The organism is Taibaiella lutea (genome assembly GCF_008629695.1).
GTDB classification, from domain to species: Bacteria; Bacteroidota; Bacteroidia; order Chitinophagales; family Chitinophagaceae; genus Taibaiella; species Taibaiella lutea.
In genome coordinates, this window is the sequence record NZ_VWSH01000001.1 from 1,132,814 (window position 1) to 1,150,345 (window position 17,532).

Here is a 17,532-nt window from a genome sequence, read left to right on the forward strand (position 1 = left end):
AACAAAATTTTGCCTGATAAGAGAGAAGTCCAGGCTCAAATAACAAATTCCAAATACAGTCAGCTTAATAAATTCAATTCTCCTCCCAATAATTATTCAAATGCAGGAACTATAAAAATCCTAATTCCAGTTTTGCTTCCTCACTCATCATATCTTTGCTCCAGGGCGGGTCGAAAGTTAACTGTACATGCACATCTTTCACCCCTTCAATAGCTTCGATTTTACTTTGAACATCAAAAATAATATCTCCGGCGGCAGGACAGGCGGGCGCTGTAAGCGTCATAAGCACATTTACTTTTCCATCCTCCACCTTCACTTCATACACTAAACCCAATTCATAAATATTTACCGGAATTTCCGGGTCATGGACGGTGTGCAAAACTTCGATAACGCTATCGTATAAATTCATTACTTATTAAATTCCAAAAATTAAAAATTCCAAATCCCAATTATTCTTATGACGGATGAACGGCATTCAATGCCACTGCATACATTTTCATCTGCTTCAACATAGCTAATAATCCATTGCTTCTGGTTGGCGACAAATGGCTCTTTAACCCTATTTTGTCAATGAAATAAATATCAGCATTTGCAATATCTTTAGGAGATTGTCCGCTTAATACGCTAATCATCAAACCAACTAATCCTTTTGTAATGATGGCATCGCTATCTGCAGTAAAATATACAATCCCGTCTTTATAATCAGCGTGCAACCAAACCCTTGACTGACAGCCTTTAATGAGATTTTCTTCAGTTTTATATTGCTCTTCGATTAAAGGTAATTCTTTTCCTAATGAGATAATATGCTCATATTTCTCCATCCAGTCTTCATAATAGGAAAAATCTTCTATGATTTGTTCCTGAATTTCGTTTATCGTCATTTTTACATTCAATGTTTCGAGCCGTCAAAGGTACGAAATATGTTTTGAGGCCTGTTTAAATTAAATCTATACCATTAATGCATTATTTTCGTTTCTTTCCAAACAGGCAGTCCCGGAAACACCGTAAAAATAACCTTATGAAATACAGATTTCCAACATTTATACTGATTCTAATTTTGAGTTTTGGCTTGTCTTTGCAATCATCAGCCCAAACATCATCGGCAGATATATTAACAGGTGCAGACAGAACCAAGGAATATCTTCCTTTATTAAAAGGGAAAAGAGTTGTTTTGATTGTCAATCAGACTTCTGAAATAAATGGTACGTTATTGCCTGATACTTTATTGAAATTGGGTATAAATGTTGTAAAAATCTTTTCACCTGAACACGGTTTCAGAGGCAATGCAGATGCGGGTGCTCATGTAAAAAACGGCATCGATGCACAAACCGGCCTGCAGGTCATTTCCTTATATGGCGACAATAAAAAGCCAAAAGCAGAGCAATTAAAAGACATAGACATCTTAGTATATGATTTGCAGGATGTCGGCGCAAGATTTTATACTTACATCTCAACTTTACAGTATGCAATGGAAGCCTGTGGGGAACAGGGAAAACCAATTATTGTACTTGACAGACCTAATCCCTTAGGTTTTATAATAGATGGCCCTGTACTGGAAAAAAGTAATCAGTCATTTGTAGGTATGCAATCCATTCCTGTAGTTTATGGCATGACAGCAGGCGAGTATGCAAAAATGTTGATTGGCGAAAAGCGGCTTTCTTCCAAAGCACCGAAACTAACTGTAATTCCATGTGATAATTACACACATAAAAGCTTGTATGAACTGCCGGTATCTCCTTCGCCCAATTTAAAAAACATGACGGCCATTTACTTATATCCTTCTTTGTGCTTTTTTGAAGGAACGGTAGTAAGCATAGGGCGCGGTACAACTATGCCGTTTCAGCAATTTGGCAATCCGATGTTAAAATCCTACTCTTATAAATTCATGCCACAAAGCATGACAGGAGCTACTGATCCGCCACTGAAAAACCAGGATTGTTATGGAAAATTAATTGCTGACAATACAAAAGATGCATTAAGTGCAATTGACGGTAAAATACAGATAAAGTGGTTGTTGGAGGCTTATAATAATTATCCTGATAAGGAGAAGTTCTTCAACAATTTCTTTATAAAACTCGCAGGTACAGATAAGCTTCAAAAACAGATACAACAAGGCTTTTCCGAAGATGAAATCCGTAAAGGCTGGGAACCTGATTTAACTAAATTCAAGGTAATCAGGAAGAAATACTTATTGTACAAAGAATAATATTGCTTCAATTATTCTTGTAACAATGCATCTATATCTTCAATTGCCCTTTCAGCATCTAATGCAATGGTACCATTATACAAACCCCTGATATGGCCATCTTTGTCAACTAACACTATATTTTCTGTATGCAGGAATTCCGTTGAATCTTTACTTAATCCGTTTGCCTCCTCCACAAAATAACTTTTACGTGCAAGGTTATAAATCTCTGTGGCTTTTCCTGTAAGCAATTCCCATTGCGGCGTATGGATATCATTGGCATCTGCATACGCTTTCAGCTTAGCAACACTATCTATTTCAGGCGTTACGCTATGAGACAAAAATAATACACGGGGATTGCCTTCAAAATGCTGATAAATTTTCTTAATATTATTTGTCATTTTGGGACAAATACCTTTGCATGTCGTAAAGAAAAAATTAGCCAGGTAAATCTTTCCTTTTAGATCTTCCGATGAAAAAGTCCGGCCGTACTGATTTGTAAAACGAAAAGGAGCAATATGGTTTAAATTATTTTTTGCCTGCGCATCTATTTTCCAGATAGGTGTATAACTCGCATCTGTGTAGAATGGAACTTTGTATTCCGCAGTATTACTGCATGCCAACAACAAACTACTTAGCAGGCTTAGCATAAGCATCTTCCCGCCATACTGAAGCACAGTTTTTTTTACCGATGTTACCATATTGTCTTCCGTTATGTGTTTCATAGTTGATCATTAAATTACCGGAATCATTCCATTCACGTTGCAGGCCTTCTTCCTGGCCGTTTTTATAAGTTTTATCCTGAAATAACCTGCCCGATTCAAACCATCGTTTCTGGATGCCTTCGTAGTTTCCATTTACAAAATGATACATGAACTTCCGGTTTCCATCAAGCCAAAAACCGCTGTGTACACCGGTTTTAAAGTTTTCTTTGTAAAAACGTTTTTCCATAATGCGGCCATTCTCATACCATTTTATAACAGCGCCATCTTGTTTACCATCTTTATAGAATCCTGAAAATAAGCTGTCATGGCTATTTACAGCCAAAGTGTACAAATGCCCGCTAAACGCCTTATCGTCTTTAAAAACAATGCCATTTTTGGTTTCAAGTCTTACGCTATCCGTATTATAGCTCAAAGTTGGCGCAGTGAAATTGCAACTTTGAGCTATAATAAATAACAGAACAAAAAGGCTATTGTGTAACCGTACCCGGTGTTCCATAAAATCCATTTCCATTTAAATAAGGATCGGCCGCAGTAATATGATAGTGGTAAATACCATTTGGGTAATCTGCTGTAACGCTGGTGTGGCCATGATATTCATCCAGGTTATCATTGGTGATAGTTGTTCCGTTTTCAGTCGGGCCATACACAGGAAAACCATCTAATAAAAAGCCCAATAAAGCATCTTTTCCCTTATTAGCAGTAAGCCAGGTAGGTTCAACATGATAATGATATTGTCCTTCCTGTTGCGGGTGGCCGCCGTATTGGTCAAAACCATTTACTTCATTGGTCAGTGGCGCTCTTTGTGCGGCATACTGATTGAAGAAAGGAACACCATTCAGGGCAATACCAATGGGGCCAAGCGGTGTTGCAGTTTTGGAACTTGCTTCTGCAGGATGCATCGGTATGCGGAAAGTAAGGTCGCTTTCTGCAATCTTATTAGGGTTTTGGCTCCAGTTTGAATTACTGCCGTTATAGGCTTCCCACAAAGTGGATTCCCATTGGGTTCCTTTGTAATAGGGCGATTTATGATCAGGCAAGTCTTTTGTAGTGATTACCACATAATCGCCATCTTTCGTTACGCTGGTAGCGCCATAAATGCGCTTATAGATTGCCAGTTCATCAGTGGGATCAGTGTTTGGATCCGGATCTTTTTTGTCCTTATGGCATGCCGAAAGTGTAAAGATACTACTGCAAAAACTCAGTAGCATAAAGGATTTAAGCGTTTTCTGAATAATCATTTTGTGTTTTTTATTTTGTTGAGAATTGAATTAAGGTCGGTCTTCCGGTGGCGGCATTCTGTTTGGCGGCGGTTGCATTACCTGCATTAACTGCGGAACAAGAATGCTGAATTTACTTTTTTGCTCAGGGCTGCAGATTGATTTTAGCTGTTCAAAATGCTGATAGGTATATTTTATCTTCAAACGAAAAAGGCTGTCTATTCTGCTTTCAAGCATTTGCTGAGTATCAATATTGTTACCTTCTTTTGTCAGATAACTAAAATATTCGCTGAACGGCGCTTTCATAGCTTCATCCAAATCCATCATTTGCTGATGATGCCGGGATTTTAACTGATTAAAGGTTTGAATCTGGTCAGGCGTTAATTGTAAAGTCTTTATAACGTTTTCGTCAAATGCAGGCCTGCCGTGATGTCTGTCATGAGTATCTCCTTTTGTAAATAACAGCAAGCCCAAAGTGACAATATTCATCAGGAATAGCAATGCCAGGACACACCACAATAATGTCTGCTTTTTCATATCAGTATATGCTTAGATTAAATGATTGCAGGTATGCATTATTGGGAACATTGTTTACTTCAGCATTGTTTTTATGCAAACTCCAAAAGACAACGGATGCGTTTATTAAAACAAGCGCAGCAACGGCAGCAGCTACCTTTTTCAGTTGATTAAAATGAATAACAGGCATTTGGGGCATTAAAGCTTTACGCAAAACCGAATCATACAAGGATGTTGTATCACTTTGCGGTACCTGGTTCCGGAGCTGTTTTAACCTATGTTCAAGATTGTCCATCATTCTGCGTTTTGAGATTAGACGAACCTGTTTTAATTTTCCTTCGGGTCAGGACAAATTATTTTTTCATTTTTTTTCTGAGGTTGGCTTTCGCGCGTTGTGTAAGCGATTCGACGGCTTTGGAAGAGAGATTCATTATCGCAGCTGTCTCATTTATACTTAATTCCTGAATTTGTGTAAGTATCAGTGCTGTCTTTTGTTGAGGCAAAAGTTTGTCGATAGTATTATGAAGGAGATTCAGGTCTTCGTCTGAATAAGGAGCATTATCAGAAGTACCGGCCGGATGAAAAAAATGAGTAAACAAAGCAAGGCGTTTTCTTGCTTTTAAATATTTCAATTTATCCAGGCATTTATTAACGGCTATGCGATAGAGCCAGGTAGAAAATGAGGAATTGGATTTAAATGTAGATGCACGTTTATAGACTGTTACAAATATCTCCTGTAAAACATCTTCTGCGTCTTCCTTATTCTGAAGATAATAAAATGAAAGCTTATAAATATCGTCTTTGAATTTGTGGTACAATTCATTAAAGGCTCGTTCATCGCCTTTTGCAACAAGACCGATTAATGTTTCGTTATTCACAGAAATGAAGGTGTATTTATTTCAATTTCCGTGTCAAGATATTAATTTGTTTTGAAGAAAATAATTTTAGCCTTCGCACCACAAATTAATATTGCCCTGTACTTAATAACACAAGCGTGCATGCCTCCATCGTTTCAATCCCTTCTCCTTCGGCTATCCTCTCTAATTCTATATTTTCCGTACCCGGATTGAAGATGATACGTTTGGGCTTTAAAGAAAGAATATAATCATAATACGCTTCCTGCCTTGATGGGTTAATATATAAAGTCACTGTATCAACATTTTCAAATGCTTCCATCTTTTTATCGAAGTTCACATCCATAACTTTTCCTGACGTTTTTCCTATTGCCACTACGTCATGTTCATGTTTACGCAAGGATTTAATGGCCATATTCGCATAGCGTGAAGGCTCTTCAGATGCGCCAATCACAAGTGTTTTCTTATTTGTCATTTTATTAGGTATTTACTTCCCTGAAAACCGCCTACACCTCTTCTTCTTCTGTTTCATCTTTCAGACGCAACGTTGTCATGTCTTTTCCTGTATGGGTGTGAATCGGCTTTTCGTGAATGTCATTTTGTATAATGGTTTCCAATTCCTGAATCCTTTTGCGAAGCACATTGATATATTTCTTTTTATCATGACGCGCTGCTGCCATTTTCTTCAATGATTTTTCATCGTGCTCCAAAAACAAATCATGCGCGCGTTGCGCAGTATAGGCCCTCACTCCCATAATTTTCAGCGCTTCCGTTCCTGCTCTTAATGAAGAATCGACCGTTTCCCTGAAAACATGCAACACACCGGCGTCCATTAATTCATAGGTATCATTCAAACCATGCGCCCTTGTTATAATGTGCATGTTTGGAAAATGCTTTTTGACAATATTCACCAATTTCAAAACCTGTGCACTATCATCCAGCGCAATGACAATAAGCTTGGCTTTATCAGCACCGGCAGCCTTCAAAAGATCTATTCTAAGCGCATCTCCATAATAAACTTTAATGCCTATTTTACGAAGTGAATCAACACGGTCGCTATTGGCATCCAGTACGGTTGTTTCAATTCCGTTTGCTTTTAAAAAGCGACCCGTTACGCTTCCAAAACGTCCGTAACCTGCAATAATTACAGCATTGTTCTCCTCAATGGTATCATGTTCTCTTGTTCTTTTGGGAAGTTTTTTTACAACCCTTGGCAATAGAAATTTCTCCATTATCAGCATCAATATAGGCGACATGGCCATACTCGCTGCTACTACAACATTCAGGATATTAAAAAGTTCTTGATTGAAGATGTAAAGGTCTTTGGCAAAGGAAAAAAGTACGAATGCGAATTCACCGACCTGCGCCAGTGCAAATGCAAATATCATAAACTGGTCCACGCGCAACTTGAATATTCTGCTGAGCAAAGCGAGTATTGCCAGTTTACATAACATCACGCCGATTACGATTTCCGCAATCAGAAAAGGTTTTTTAGCTATTAAATCAAAATCGATGGACGCACCTACCGCAATAAAAAACAGGCCCAGTAACAATCCTTTGAACGGCTCAATATCACTTTCCAATTCATGCCGGTATTCACTATTTGCAAGAACAACACCGGCCAAAAAAGCGCCCAATGCCGGACTCAATCCCACCAATGTCATCAATACCGTGATGGCAACGATAAGCAATAAAGCTGCCGCACTGAATAATTCCCGCAGGTTTGTTGCCGCTACCATTTGAAAAATGGGCCGGCTTAAATATTTACCGCCGACAATAATACTTACTACGGCACCCAATACCACTAATGTTTTACCCCATTGCGGCAAATGCTCTGTTAATGTTGCATGCGTCTGATGCACGTTTACAGCTACTTTGTCCGGGCTTAACAAAGGCAGCAATGCCAATATGGGTATTACTGCAATATCCTGAAAAAGCAAGACAGAAAATGCATTTCGACCGGCGGAAGTCTGAAGCCAGTTTCTTTCCGTCATGGTTTGCAATACGATAGCTGTTGAAGACATGGAAAAAATCAGCCCTATAGATAGTGACTGGTTAAAGTCTAAACCGACAATTTTATACGCTATAAATCCGACAATCAATGTTGTGATAATAACCTGTAATCCTCCAAGACCCAATATAGAACTGCGCCATCGCCAAAGCAATTGTGGTTCTACCTCCAGGCCGATAAGAAAAAGCATCATCACTACGCCAAATTCAGCAAAGTGCATAATGTCGGCGCTTTGCTCTCCTATTAAAGCCAGTGCAGACGGGCCGATTATCATACCCGCAAGCAAATAACCCAAAACGCTTCCTAAACCCAATCGTTTGGATATAGGAACAAGTATAACTGCAGAGCCGAGATAAATTAATGCATGAAAGAAAAATTGTGAATCCATAAGTACAGTTATTGATTTAATGCAGGCATTTCCATTTCTAAGAAATCATTCAGGTATTCCAGTCGTTTCAGTTTTTCAATATCGCAATCATCTTTTACAATCATCTGCAATAATGCTTTGAATTTTTTGGCATGCCTGATGGATTCTGTAGCAAAGGCTTTTCCCGATTCATGCAGCACATAAGGCGGCAAATAATGCATTCCGCAAACATGAGCCAACTGATTGAATGGTACCAGATACGATGATAACGGATACCTGTTATGTTCATTAGCATGATAACTCTCGCGGGTTCCGCTCGTAGTCAGTGAATTGAAAATAATTTTACCTTTTAATTTATTGCCCTCTTTTCCGTAAGCCCAGCCATGTGTAAATACCATGTCCAGATACTGCTTCATAAGCGCCGGCGTGCTATACCAATAAAAAGGATGTTGCAAGACGATTACATCACTCTCCTCCAGATAATGCTGCTCTGTTTTCGTATTTATATGAAACCTCGGGTACAATTCATAAAGGTCCCGTACTGTAACTTTGTCCAGTTCATTTGCCACACGAAGCATCCTTACGTTATTTCTCGACTTTTCTAATGCAGGATGTGCTGTTACCAGAAGTATTTTACCCATACTCAAAAGATTTGGCGTTTATTGGAATTAAACAATACCGATCCTTTCAAAAATAAAATAGTTAATCGAGAATAACTATTTTAATCCTTTATTGATGCTTTAAATAAAAGATAAATGATTTTGCTTTGTTTTACAATGAACAGGAGATTTTGTTCACCCGGTTTTCATTAAAATGAATGAAGCAATTAAAAGCAAAAGAAAGTAATAAATTTTATGATAACCAGAAGAAAAAAGGTTCCTGAAACTTTTTGAAATCATACGGTTTTCAAGCTTACACCTCTTTGTAATAAGTAAACAACCGGATGCATTCCATTGCTTCTTTCACATCGTGCACCCGTAAAATTTCTGCACCTTGTTGCAATGCCAGCATGTGCAAAGCAGTCGTACCGTTTAATGCATTTTCAGCATTTGTTTTTAATAACTTATAAATCATCGATTTCCTTGAAACACCTGCCAGTACCGGCAGCTCAAGTATCTTAAGTGTATGAAGCTCTTTTAACAGGCGAAAGTTATGCTCTGATGTTTTTGCAAAACCAAACCCGGGATCCAGAATAATGTCTTTAATGCCGGCTTCTTTACAGGCTTTTATTTTCTCAATAAAATACTCCAGTACTTCAAATGTTACATTATCATAATTCGCATTTTGTTGCATTGTCCGGGGCGTTCCTTTCATATGCATTGCGATATACGGAACATTTAATGAACCGACTGTTGAAAGCATCTGACCGTCCAGATTACCGGCACTGATATCATTTACAATATCGGCTCCGGCCTGCACCGCTTCCGCTGCAACCATAGACCTGTAAGTATCAATAGAAAGAAAACATCCGGGGAAGCTTTTTTTGATGGATTCAATAACAGGTAAAACCCGGTCTGATTCTTCTGTTTCAGAAATTTCGATGGCACCGGGGCGCGTGCTCAAACCGCCAATATCAATTATTGCCGCACCTGCCTCCATCATTTTATCTGCATTATCAACATGTTCAGCGACGCTGTTTTCCCGGCCTTTTGTATAAAACGAATCAGGCGTTATGTTAAGAATACCCATCACAACAGGTTGTGCGGAAACTAATAACCGGCCTTTACAGTTCAGGTTAAGCATGCTCTAAAACGGATGTGTTGATATGTGTAACTTTTCGGCAAGAATTCTCAAATCTTCAATAACGGATGGGAACAAAGGAATACCTTCTTTACGTCTTATTGCTTCCGTCTCCCGCTCGGGGTCTCCGGGAATAAGCACATGCTGATTCTTATTTTTCGGGCTGGCATTCCTGAATCTCGTAATCCAGTTATCCATATGTTCTTTAAATTCGTCGGCCTTTCTGAACGCATCAATGCGCATTGCGCCGAAAAAATGACCTAAACCCTTACCCGGCATATTTTCCGGCATTGGCACATAAGCCGGGAAAGGCGGAGCCCAGGGACCGTATGAACCGCCGCTCAATACGGCGGAAAAAATATCTACCACACTTCCTAACGCATAACCCTTATGGCTGCCATGTTCCCTGTCGCTACCCAGTGGCAATAAAGCCCCGTTATCCTTCAACTCTGCAGCATTTTGCGAATTTTCTCCGTATTTATCCTGAATCCAGCCAACAGGCGCATCTTTATTTTCCCTTTGCAATAATTCCAGTTTGCCATTTGCCGCCGTTGTAGTAGCCATATCCATTACAAAGGCCGGTTGTTTCCCTGCGGGAATAGCTATAGCAATCGGGTTGGTTCCCAACATTCTTTCAACCGAAAAGGTAGGTGCAACCAATGCGCTTGCATTGGTCATTGCAATACCAATCATATCTTCTTCCAAAGCCATCATGGCATGATAACCTGCAATGCCGAAATGGTTACTGTTGCCTACACTCACCCAACCCGTACCTACATTCCGTGCCTTTGCTATGGCAACTTTCATTGCGTTGGGCGCTACCACCAGTCCCAAACCTGCATCACCGTCAATTACGGCAGTAGAAGGGGTTTCATGTGTAATTTTTATCTGAGGGTTTGCATTTACTCTTTTATTTTCCCACAACCTTACGTAACCTGTCAAACGGGCAATTCCGTGGCTATCGATACCGCGCAGGTCTGCAGAAAGCAATACATCGGTTGCCGTTTTGCTTTCTGCTTCAGAACATCCTATTTTCAAAAAAATTTCTTTGGTAAAAATTTCTAATTGCCGGTAAGAAAAAGTCGTTTTGTTCATTTATTTTTAATTACAAACAGGTAAGCGCGCAATTGAAAATTAACTTCCACACAAAAATAATATTCGCAAAATCATATATTTGCATGTAGGTACAATTGTGGTAGTTGTTTAAGGTTGCAAATTAGCGCTTTCTTTAAATTCTCAGTTAAAATGGATAAAAATAAACGTGCGTTGTTTAAAATATCAGCATTTTGTGTAAAAAATCAACTAAATATATATAACTTAAATACAACTATATATAATTTAAAAATGATTAAAGCATACTAAATATAGTTTTTAAATATGCGTCTTCTTGAATTAACTTTGTTATTATGTATTTTTAGCATTTAATTATAATTGTTCGTACAATTTTTAATTAAGTTTGCAGCTTATCAATTGCCTCCATGAAAAACAAATACTGGATCCTTTTTATTTCTTTATCATTCGGTCTTTTATCGTGTTCTCACGACGAGAAACACTTTAAATTAGAGGCTGAAATTAAAGCGATGCCTAAGGAATCCATTATTCTGGAAGAAGTGGGTTATAACGAAACACAGCGCATTGATTCTACCCGTTCTGATGAGAAAGGACATTTTGTGCTTTCCGGAATTTACAAAGAACCTGCACTTTGCCGTGTAAGGATTGGAGATCAGTTTATTCTGGTTGTTATTGACGGCGAGCAAATCGATATAAAAGGCAACTGGAACGATTTACAAGGCTACACATCCAATAATTCCCCCGGAAGTACCAGCTTAGCCAATTTCTACAAAAATTATATTGTTGCGATAAAAGACATACTGGCCCTGCAAATGGTAACAGACAGTATGAATAATTCCAATGCAGCTGACAGTGTATTGACGCCCGTTAAAAAAGAACTGGAAGCTAAGACTGTTGTACTGAATACATTTATAAAAAACTACGCAGATACTACCAAAAGTTTACCCGTTGCCCTTTTCGCAGCAAGCAAATTCTTGTCTGAAGCAGGAGAAATAGACTATCTGCAAAAATTTGCAGCTAATCTGCCGCAGCGGTTTCAAAAGACAAACCTGTCCATAGAATTTCAGGAAAAAGTAAAAAAAGCTGCTGCCAATGAACCTAAACTGATAGCTCCAAGCATTGGTTCCATCGCACCTGATTTTACATTGACATCACTTGATAATAAAAGTATTTCTTTAAAAGATTTCAGAGGCAAGTATGTCCTGGTTGATTTTTGGGCATCATGGTGTGTTCCCTGCAGAGGCGAAAACCCTAATGTAGTAGCAGCCTACAAGGAATTTAAAGATAAAAACTTCACTGTTCTCGGCATTTCACTGGACAGCGAAAAAGACAAATGGCAACAGGCTGTAATGAAAGATAGTTTGACCTGGCAACATGTCAGCGAATTAAAAGGCTGGGAATCGACAGTAGCAATGGTGTATGGTGTCCGTTCTATTCCATCCAACTTTCTTATAGATCCTGCCGGTAAAATCGTTGCAATGAATCTGCGTGGCGATGATTTAAAGAGAACGCTATCAGACAAACTCAATCCACCTCTGGCTACCAATAACAAAACGGAGAAACCGGTTACAGCAAAATAGGTCTCAGTCCTCTTAGGGAATTATTACATGAAGGCTTGCGGGCTGCATTTCAATTTTCACCTCAGTACCACATTTATAAACATCGCCATCCATTTGCAAAAGGCTTAGTTCCGGATGGCGGATGGTAATGCTTCGCCCCTTAAAATGAAGCACATATTTGCTTTTCAGAATAGAACCGTTAAATGCACGTATGGCGATAACAGCGCCTAAAATTTTCGGATATTTCTTTATAATTACAATATCAAACAACCCATCCTGCAGATCTGCATGTGGCGCAATCTTGAAATTATAGCCGAATTGCGCCGCATTTGCGACCGTAAGTATAAATGCTTTCTCCTTTATGGGCGTACCGTCCACTTCTATTTGCCAGACCTTCTCTTTGTACATCCATAAATATTTGGTTACAATCCAGCTATAAATAGCCATGCCGCGCCGGTTGCTTTTGGCAAATTTACGTGCCACCAATGCATCAAAACCAACGCCCGCATTACTTACAAATATTTTCCCGTCTGCTTTACCTAAATCAATGGTAATTTTCTTCTCTTTATTTATCAACTGGATGGCTTTCGCGCTGTCCAACGGAATCTTCATGCTTCTTGCAAGACCATTTCCTGAACCCTTGGGAATGATAGCCAATGCAGCATTTGTATTGTGCAAACCCGCAATCACATCGTTAACCGAACCATCGCCACCTACTGCAACGATGATATGAAATCCATCGGCAGCACCTTGCCTGGCAATTTCAGTGCCATGCTTTGCATATTCGGTATGCGCTATCTTATATTCAAATATGGAATGGTCCAGATTCTGGTCTATCAGGCTTTTTAATGCTTTCACCCTATCCATGCCCGACTTGGGATTGATGATAAAAAGTATTTTCTTCATTCAGTAAAATCAGGAATTAAAGGTTGCTTTCAAGCTCAAATCAAGACTGACAGCATGATGTGTTAATGCACCTACAGAAATAAAATCAACGCCGGTTGCCGCATAAGATTCAATATTCTCCAATTGTATGCCACCAGATGCTTCCGTTTCATATTGCCCGTCAATCATTTCCAGCGCCTTACTAATCTGTTCGGGCGTATAATTATCCAGCATAATCCGGTGTACATTCCCGACTTCCAAAACACGCGCCACATCTTCAACAGAACGCGTTTCCACTTCTATTTTCAAATCCAGGTTATTTGCTTTCAGATATTCATTTGTCTTTATGATAGCAGCCTCAATACCGCCGCAATAATCAATATGGTTATCTTTCAGCATTACCATATCATAAAGCCCCATTCTGTGATTGTAGCCGCCGCCAATACGAACCGCCTCTTTTTCAAACCAACGGAACAAGGGCGTTGTTTTACGGGTATCTAAAATTTTCGTGTTATAATTCCTGATTTTATCAACATATACATCTGTCAGGGTTGCTATGCCGCTCATGCGCTGCATGCAGTTCAGCGCTAACCTTTCTGCTTTTAAAATCGTATGCACCTTTGCTTCGACATCAAAAGCAATTTCACCAAAGACAATACGCTCGCCGTCATTTTTATAAGCACGGAAAACAGCATCCGGTTCCAGGTATTGAAATATTCTGGCTGCAACATCCATTCCTGCAAGTATGCCTTCTTCTTTTATTTTAAGAACGGCTTTACCTCTTGTATCTGCCGGAATACAGGCAAGTGTGGAATAATCGCCAGAAGCAACGTCTTCTTCCAAAGCCCTTTCAATGAATGTTGTAATGTCCATAGCCTTATTTTAGGACGGCAAAGATAAAGGTTATTCGTTGTTTCGGCTGTATTCAAAAAATCGATGGGCAAATGCGTTAATCGTCCAATGCCGGAATTTAAAACATCTTTAGGGCTGAATTACCAAGGATTCCTTAAGATTGTTTAATTTTGAAAATTGCCTTTAATATGGAAACAGAATCATAAGTGCATCTTTTTAAAAATTGGTTTCATGAATTTTGAACAAAAGAAGAATACAAAAGCTGCGGCATGGACTATAGGCATCCATACGGTGCTGTTGTTGATTTTTATATTATGTAAATACACCATGCCTGCCGAAGCAAAAGTGGAAGACATGGGCATGGAAGTAAATCTGGGCACATCAGACAATGGTTCCGGCACAGATCAGCCCGAAGCAATGGATGACCCTGCTGCTGCCAATGCAGCTACCGCTACCAACGCTGCGGCGGCTTCCGCCAGTAACGACAAAGAAATAAATACTACGGAAGATAATGATGCGCCTTCGGTAAACATTACTCATCCAAAGCCGGTAAATAAGCCCAATACACAACCCGTTAATAATACAACTAACAGGAAACCTTCCGTTTCTAATAACAATTCCAGTGCCGCCACTACCGCACCTGCCCAATCACCGAGATATGTTTATCCGGGAGCTACAGGCAAAGGCGGCAATAGCGCACAGCAAAATACGCCCGGCACCAGCGAAGGCATCGGGACCGGCAATGGCGATATGGGTGTGCCAGGCGGAACACCCGGCGCATCAAATTATACCGGCACACCGGGCGCAGGTGGAGGTTCTTCCATGCGTGTTTCCATTGCAGGCAGGAGTTTAGTGAATCGCCCTGATCCAAAAGCAGAATTTAAGGAAGGCGGCCAGGTGGTGATTCACGTAACGGTAAACAGAGATGGTGTCATAACGGACTCAAGAGTCGTAAGGGCGGCTAACGCAACCATAAGGGCATTGGCTTTAAAGAAATTATCAGGTGTGAAATTCAATAAATCCGCAAACGCTCCGGCAGAACAATTTGGCGATATTACTTTCGATTTCAGGGCTACAAGGAAATAGACTTCATAAAAATATCTGCAGGAAACGGATGCTTTTTTAAAAGCATCCGTTTTTTTACCGGAAGATTTCAGATATTGACTTTTGTTATCGATAAGCAGTCTGAATATGCTATAATATCACTTTAAGATTTCTTTTCTAAAACCGGCATTTATCATTCTTCCAAAGATTATTTTTTTAGCGTACTTTTGCGCCCGAACGGCTCCGTTCTTTTTCTAATAAAATTACATTTTACCAGAAATGCCATTAGATACTTCCATCAAATCAGTACTTATTATCGGTTCAGGACCCATTGTTATCGGTCAGGCTTGCGAATTTGATTATTCCGGTTCCCAGGCTGCACGCAGCTTGCGCGAAGAAGGCATAAAGGTCATCCTGATCAATTCCAATCCCGCAACTATCATGACTGACCCAATTGTTGCAGATAAAGTTTATTTGTGGCCTTTGACACCGGAAAGCATTGATAAAATCCTGGAAGAAAATGATATTGATGCAGTACTTCCCACAATGGGCGGGCAAACTGCATTGAATCTTGCTAAAGAGTGTGAGGAACTGGCAATATGGGAAAAGCACAACGTACGTTTAATCGGAGTGGATATAAAGGCTATTGACAAAGCAGAAGACCGCGACCTTTTCCGTAACTGGATGTTGGAAATGAATATTCCGGTAGCACCTGCAAGGGTTGCAAACTCTATGCTGGAAGGAAAAGAATTTGCGCAGGAAGTCGGCATTCCCCTGGTAATCCGCCCTTCATTCACGCTTGGCGGTAGCGGCGGCGGATTCGTGAAACACAAAGACGAACTGGAAGCTGCATTGGAAGCAGGTTTGAAAGCTTCGCCCATACACGAGGTTTTGGTAGAAAAAGCTGTTTTGGGTTGGAAAGAATTTGAATTGGAGCTATTGCGCGATGCGAATGATAACGTGGTAATTATCTGTACGGTAGAGAATTTTGACCCTATGGGCATCCATACCGGAGACAGCATTACCGTTGCCCCTGCTATGACGCTGAGCGATACCGCTTTTCAGTTGATGCGTAATACCGCAATTGACATGATGCGTAATTTAGGCAACTTTGCAGGTGGCTGTAATGTGCAATTTGCATTAAATCCTGAAACAGAAGAAATCATTGCGATTGAAATCAATCCGCGTGTAAGCCGTTCTTCTGCGCTGGCATCAAAAGCTACGGGTTATCCGATTGCTAAAATTGCGGCGAAACTGGCTGTAGGATATTTCCTGGATGAATTGAAAAATCAGATTACAGAAACAACTTCCGCATATTTTGAACCGGCACTGGATTATGTAATAGTAAAAATGCCACGTTGGAATTTTGATAAATTCAAAGGTGCAGACGATACTTTAGGCTTGCAAATGAAATCTGTGGGCGAAGTAATGGCTATTGGCCGTACATTCCCCGAAGCATTGCAAAAAGCCTGCCAAAGCCTGGAGAACAATGCAACCGGCCTGAGCTCTATAAGCCGCAGCAAAATGCGTCCGGAAGAACTGATGGAATACCTGAAGCGCCCTACATGGGATCGTGTTTTCAGGATCAAAGAAGCGTTGGATGCCGGTATTTCCATCAAGACCATTCGCGAACTTACGCTGATTGATCGTTGGTTCCTGTATCAGATTCAGGACATTGTTAATCTGGAACGCAAAATTCAATCTTACCAGCATCTGGATAAATTACCTTTGGAATTATTGAGAGAAGCCAAGCAAATGGGCTTCAGTGATGAACAAATTGCCGATTCGGTAAAAGACTGTACTGCCGAAGAAGTATATGAAAAAAGAAAAGCAGCAGGTATAACCCGCGTATTTAAAATGGTGGATACCTGCAGTGCAGAGTTTGAAGCAAAAACACCTTATTTCTATAGCAGCTTTGAAACTTTAGCTACGAACGTTTAAATTTTTAATCAATAAATCAAAAGGGCGCAAATCATTCGATTTACGCCCTTTTGATTTATATCTGAAATCTCAGCTATTAAACAAATGCGTTAATAATAGTTTCAAATTTGTTACCATAATTAACATAAAAATGAAATAATTTCACTTATTTGGTAATATAATTAACTTTTTAGGCAATATAATTAACTTATCTGTTAATTTAATTAACTCATTTGTAAATTAATTTAACTTTTATGACACTATAATTATCATTTGAATTAATAAAATTCACTTATTTAAGAATAGATTTAACTCTATTGACAATTAAGTTTACATTTTAGTGAATTAATTTCATTTATATGATACTAAAATTCACTCTTATGATACTAAAATTAATTTTTATGACACTAAAATTAATTTTATTGATACTTACACTTACATAGAAGTGAATTAATTTAACTTATGTGATAATTTAATTCACTTATTTGACAATTAATTTAACTTATTTGACAATTAAATTTACATCCAAGTTAAATTAATTCACTTTTTTGAGAATAAAACTATCAAAATGCGTTCATTGTCTGTT

19 protein-coding genes are annotated in these 17,532 nt (G+C 39.2%); 4 read left to right on the forward strand and 15 right to left on the reverse strand.

Going from position 1 to position 17,532, the window contains the following annotated elements:
- Positions 1-109: 109 nt before the first annotated feature.
- Together F0919_RS04860 and F0919_RS04865 are read right to left on the reverse strand one after the other, a co-directional pair.
- On the reverse strand, positions 110-409 hold the full coding sequence (locus tag F0919_RS04860; protein WP_150031582.1) for a metal-sulfur cluster assembly factor: 300 nt from the start codon (positions 407-409) through the stop codon (positions 110-112).
- Between the two features lie 46 nt (positions 410-455).
- Entirely contained in the window at positions 456-881 is a 426-nt protein-coding gene (locus F0919_RS04865; protein ID WP_150031583.1) for a SufE family protein, read from the reverse strand.
- A 137-nt stretch (positions 882-1,018) separates the two neighbouring features.
- Here F0919_RS04865 and F0919_RS04870 point away from each other — a divergent pair, with 137 nt between their 5' ends.
- Positions 1,019-2,206 carry an exo-beta-N-acetylmuramidase NamZ family protein gene (locus F0919_RS04870; protein WP_150031584.1) on the forward strand — a complete coding sequence of 396 codons (1,188 nt, stop codon included), beginning with the start codon at positions 1,019-1,021 and terminating at the stop codon, positions 2,204-2,206.
- Positions 2,207-2,217: 11 nt separating this feature from the next.
- Here F0919_RS04870 and F0919_RS04875 read toward each other — a convergent pair whose 3' ends face one another.
- From F0919_RS04875 to F0919_RS04925, 11 genes are all read right to left on the reverse strand, one after another.
- Positions 2,218-2,910, reverse strand: coding sequence for an SCO family protein (locus tag F0919_RS04875; RefSeq protein WP_216629367.1), 693 nt, complete (start codon positions 2,908-2,910; stop codon positions 2,218-2,220).
- Positions 2,816-3,406, reverse strand: coding sequence for a toxin-antitoxin system YwqK family antitoxin (locus F0919_RS04880; protein WP_190277264.1), 591 nt, complete (start codon positions 3,404-3,406; stop codon positions 2,816-2,818). The genes F0919_RS04875 and F0919_RS04880 overlap by 95 nt, the downstream gene beginning before the upstream one ends.
- Positions 3,378-4,148 carry a YHYH protein gene (locus tag F0919_RS04885; RefSeq protein WP_150031586.1) on the reverse strand — a complete coding sequence of 257 codons (771 nt, stop codon included), beginning with the start codon at positions 4,146-4,148 and terminating at the stop codon, positions 3,378-3,380. Before F0919_RS04885 ends, F0919_RS04880 begins: the two co-directional genes overlap by 29 nt.
- A gap of 30 nt (positions 4,149-4,178) precedes the next feature.
- Positions 4,179-4,664 (reverse strand): Spy/CpxP family protein refolding chaperone, encoded by a 486-nt coding sequence (locus F0919_RS04890; RefSeq protein ID WP_150031587.1) that lies wholly within the window; start codon positions 4,662-4,664, stop codon positions 4,179-4,181.
- 1 nt (position 4,665) lies between these two features.
- Positions 4,666-4,941, reverse strand: coding sequence for a hypothetical protein (locus F0919_RS04895; RefSeq protein ID WP_150031588.1), 276 nt, complete (start codon positions 4,939-4,941; stop codon positions 4,666-4,668).
- Between the two features lie 55 nt (positions 4,942-4,996).
- Positions 4,997-5,521 carry an RNA polymerase sigma factor gene (locus F0919_RS04900; RefSeq protein WP_190277265.1) on the reverse strand — a complete coding sequence of 175 codons (525 nt, stop codon included), beginning with the start codon at positions 5,519-5,521 and terminating at the stop codon, positions 4,997-4,999.
- A gap of 85 nt (positions 5,522-5,606) precedes the next feature.
- Positions 5,607-5,972: a CoA-binding protein gene (locus F0919_RS04905; protein WP_150031590.1), complete on the reverse strand. Its 366-nt coding sequence runs from the start codon at positions 5,970-5,972 to the stop codon at positions 5,607-5,609.
- 31 nt (positions 5,973-6,003) lie between these two features.
- Positions 6,004-7,896, reverse strand: a complete 1,893-nt coding sequence (locus F0919_RS04910; protein WP_150031591.1) for a monovalent cation:proton antiporter-2 (CPA2) family protein — start codon at positions 7,894-7,896, stop codon at positions 6,004-6,006.
- 8 nt (positions 7,897-7,904) lie between these two features.
- On the reverse strand, positions 7,905-8,516 hold the full coding sequence (locus tag F0919_RS04915; protein ID WP_150031592.1) for an NAD(P)H-dependent oxidoreductase: 612 nt from the start codon (positions 8,514-8,516) through the stop codon (positions 7,905-7,907).
- A 271-nt stretch (positions 8,517-8,787) separates the two neighbouring features.
- Positions 8,788-9,618: a dihydropteroate synthase gene (gene folP, locus F0919_RS04920; RefSeq protein WP_150031593.1), complete on the reverse strand. Its 831-nt coding sequence runs from the start codon at positions 9,616-9,618 to the stop codon at positions 8,788-8,790.
- A gap of 3 nt (positions 9,619-9,621) precedes the next feature.
- Positions 9,622-10,710: an Ldh family oxidoreductase gene (locus tag F0919_RS04925; protein ID WP_150031594.1), complete on the reverse strand. Its 1,089-nt coding sequence runs from the start codon at positions 10,708-10,710 to the stop codon at positions 9,622-9,624.
- A 383-nt stretch (positions 10,711-11,093) separates the two neighbouring features.
- Here F0919_RS04925 and F0919_RS04930 point away from each other — a divergent pair, with 383 nt between their 5' ends.
- Entirely contained in the window at positions 11,094-12,266 is a 1,173-nt protein-coding gene (locus tag F0919_RS04930) for a TlpA disulfide reductase family protein (RefSeq protein ID WP_150031595.1), read from the forward strand.
- Positions 12,267-12,278: 12 nt separating this feature from the next.
- Here F0919_RS04930 and F0919_RS04935 read toward each other — a convergent pair whose 3' ends face one another.
- Together F0919_RS04935 and nadC are read right to left on the reverse strand one after the other, a co-directional pair.
- The gene (locus F0919_RS04935; protein WP_150031596.1) at positions 12,279-13,151 is read right to left on the reverse strand and encodes a diacylglycerol/lipid kinase family protein; all 873 of its coding nucleotides are present in this window, start codon (positions 13,149-13,151) and stop codon (positions 12,279-12,281) included.
- A 9-nt stretch (positions 13,152-13,160) separates the two neighbouring features.
- Positions 13,161-14,003, reverse strand: a complete 843-nt coding sequence (gene nadC, locus F0919_RS04940; protein WP_150031597.1) for a carboxylating nicotinate-nucleotide diphosphorylase — start codon at positions 14,001-14,003, stop codon at positions 13,161-13,163.
- Between the two features lie 210 nt (positions 14,004-14,213).
- On the opposite strand from nadC, the gene F0919_RS04945 reads away from it, so the two are divergent.
- Together F0919_RS04945 and carB are read left to right on the forward strand one after the other, a co-directional pair.
- Entirely contained in the window at positions 14,214-15,068 is an 855-nt protein-coding gene (locus F0919_RS04945; protein ID WP_150031598.1) for an energy transducer TonB, read from the forward strand.
- Positions 15,069-15,305: 237 nt separating this feature from the next.
- Positions 15,306-16,967 carry a carbamoyl-phosphate synthase large subunit gene (gene carB, locus F0919_RS04950; protein ID WP_150031599.1) on the forward strand — a complete coding sequence of 554 codons (1,662 nt, stop codon included), beginning with the start codon at positions 15,306-15,308 and terminating at the stop codon, positions 16,965-16,967.
- The last annotated feature ends 565 nt before the right edge of the window (positions 16,968-17,532 follow it).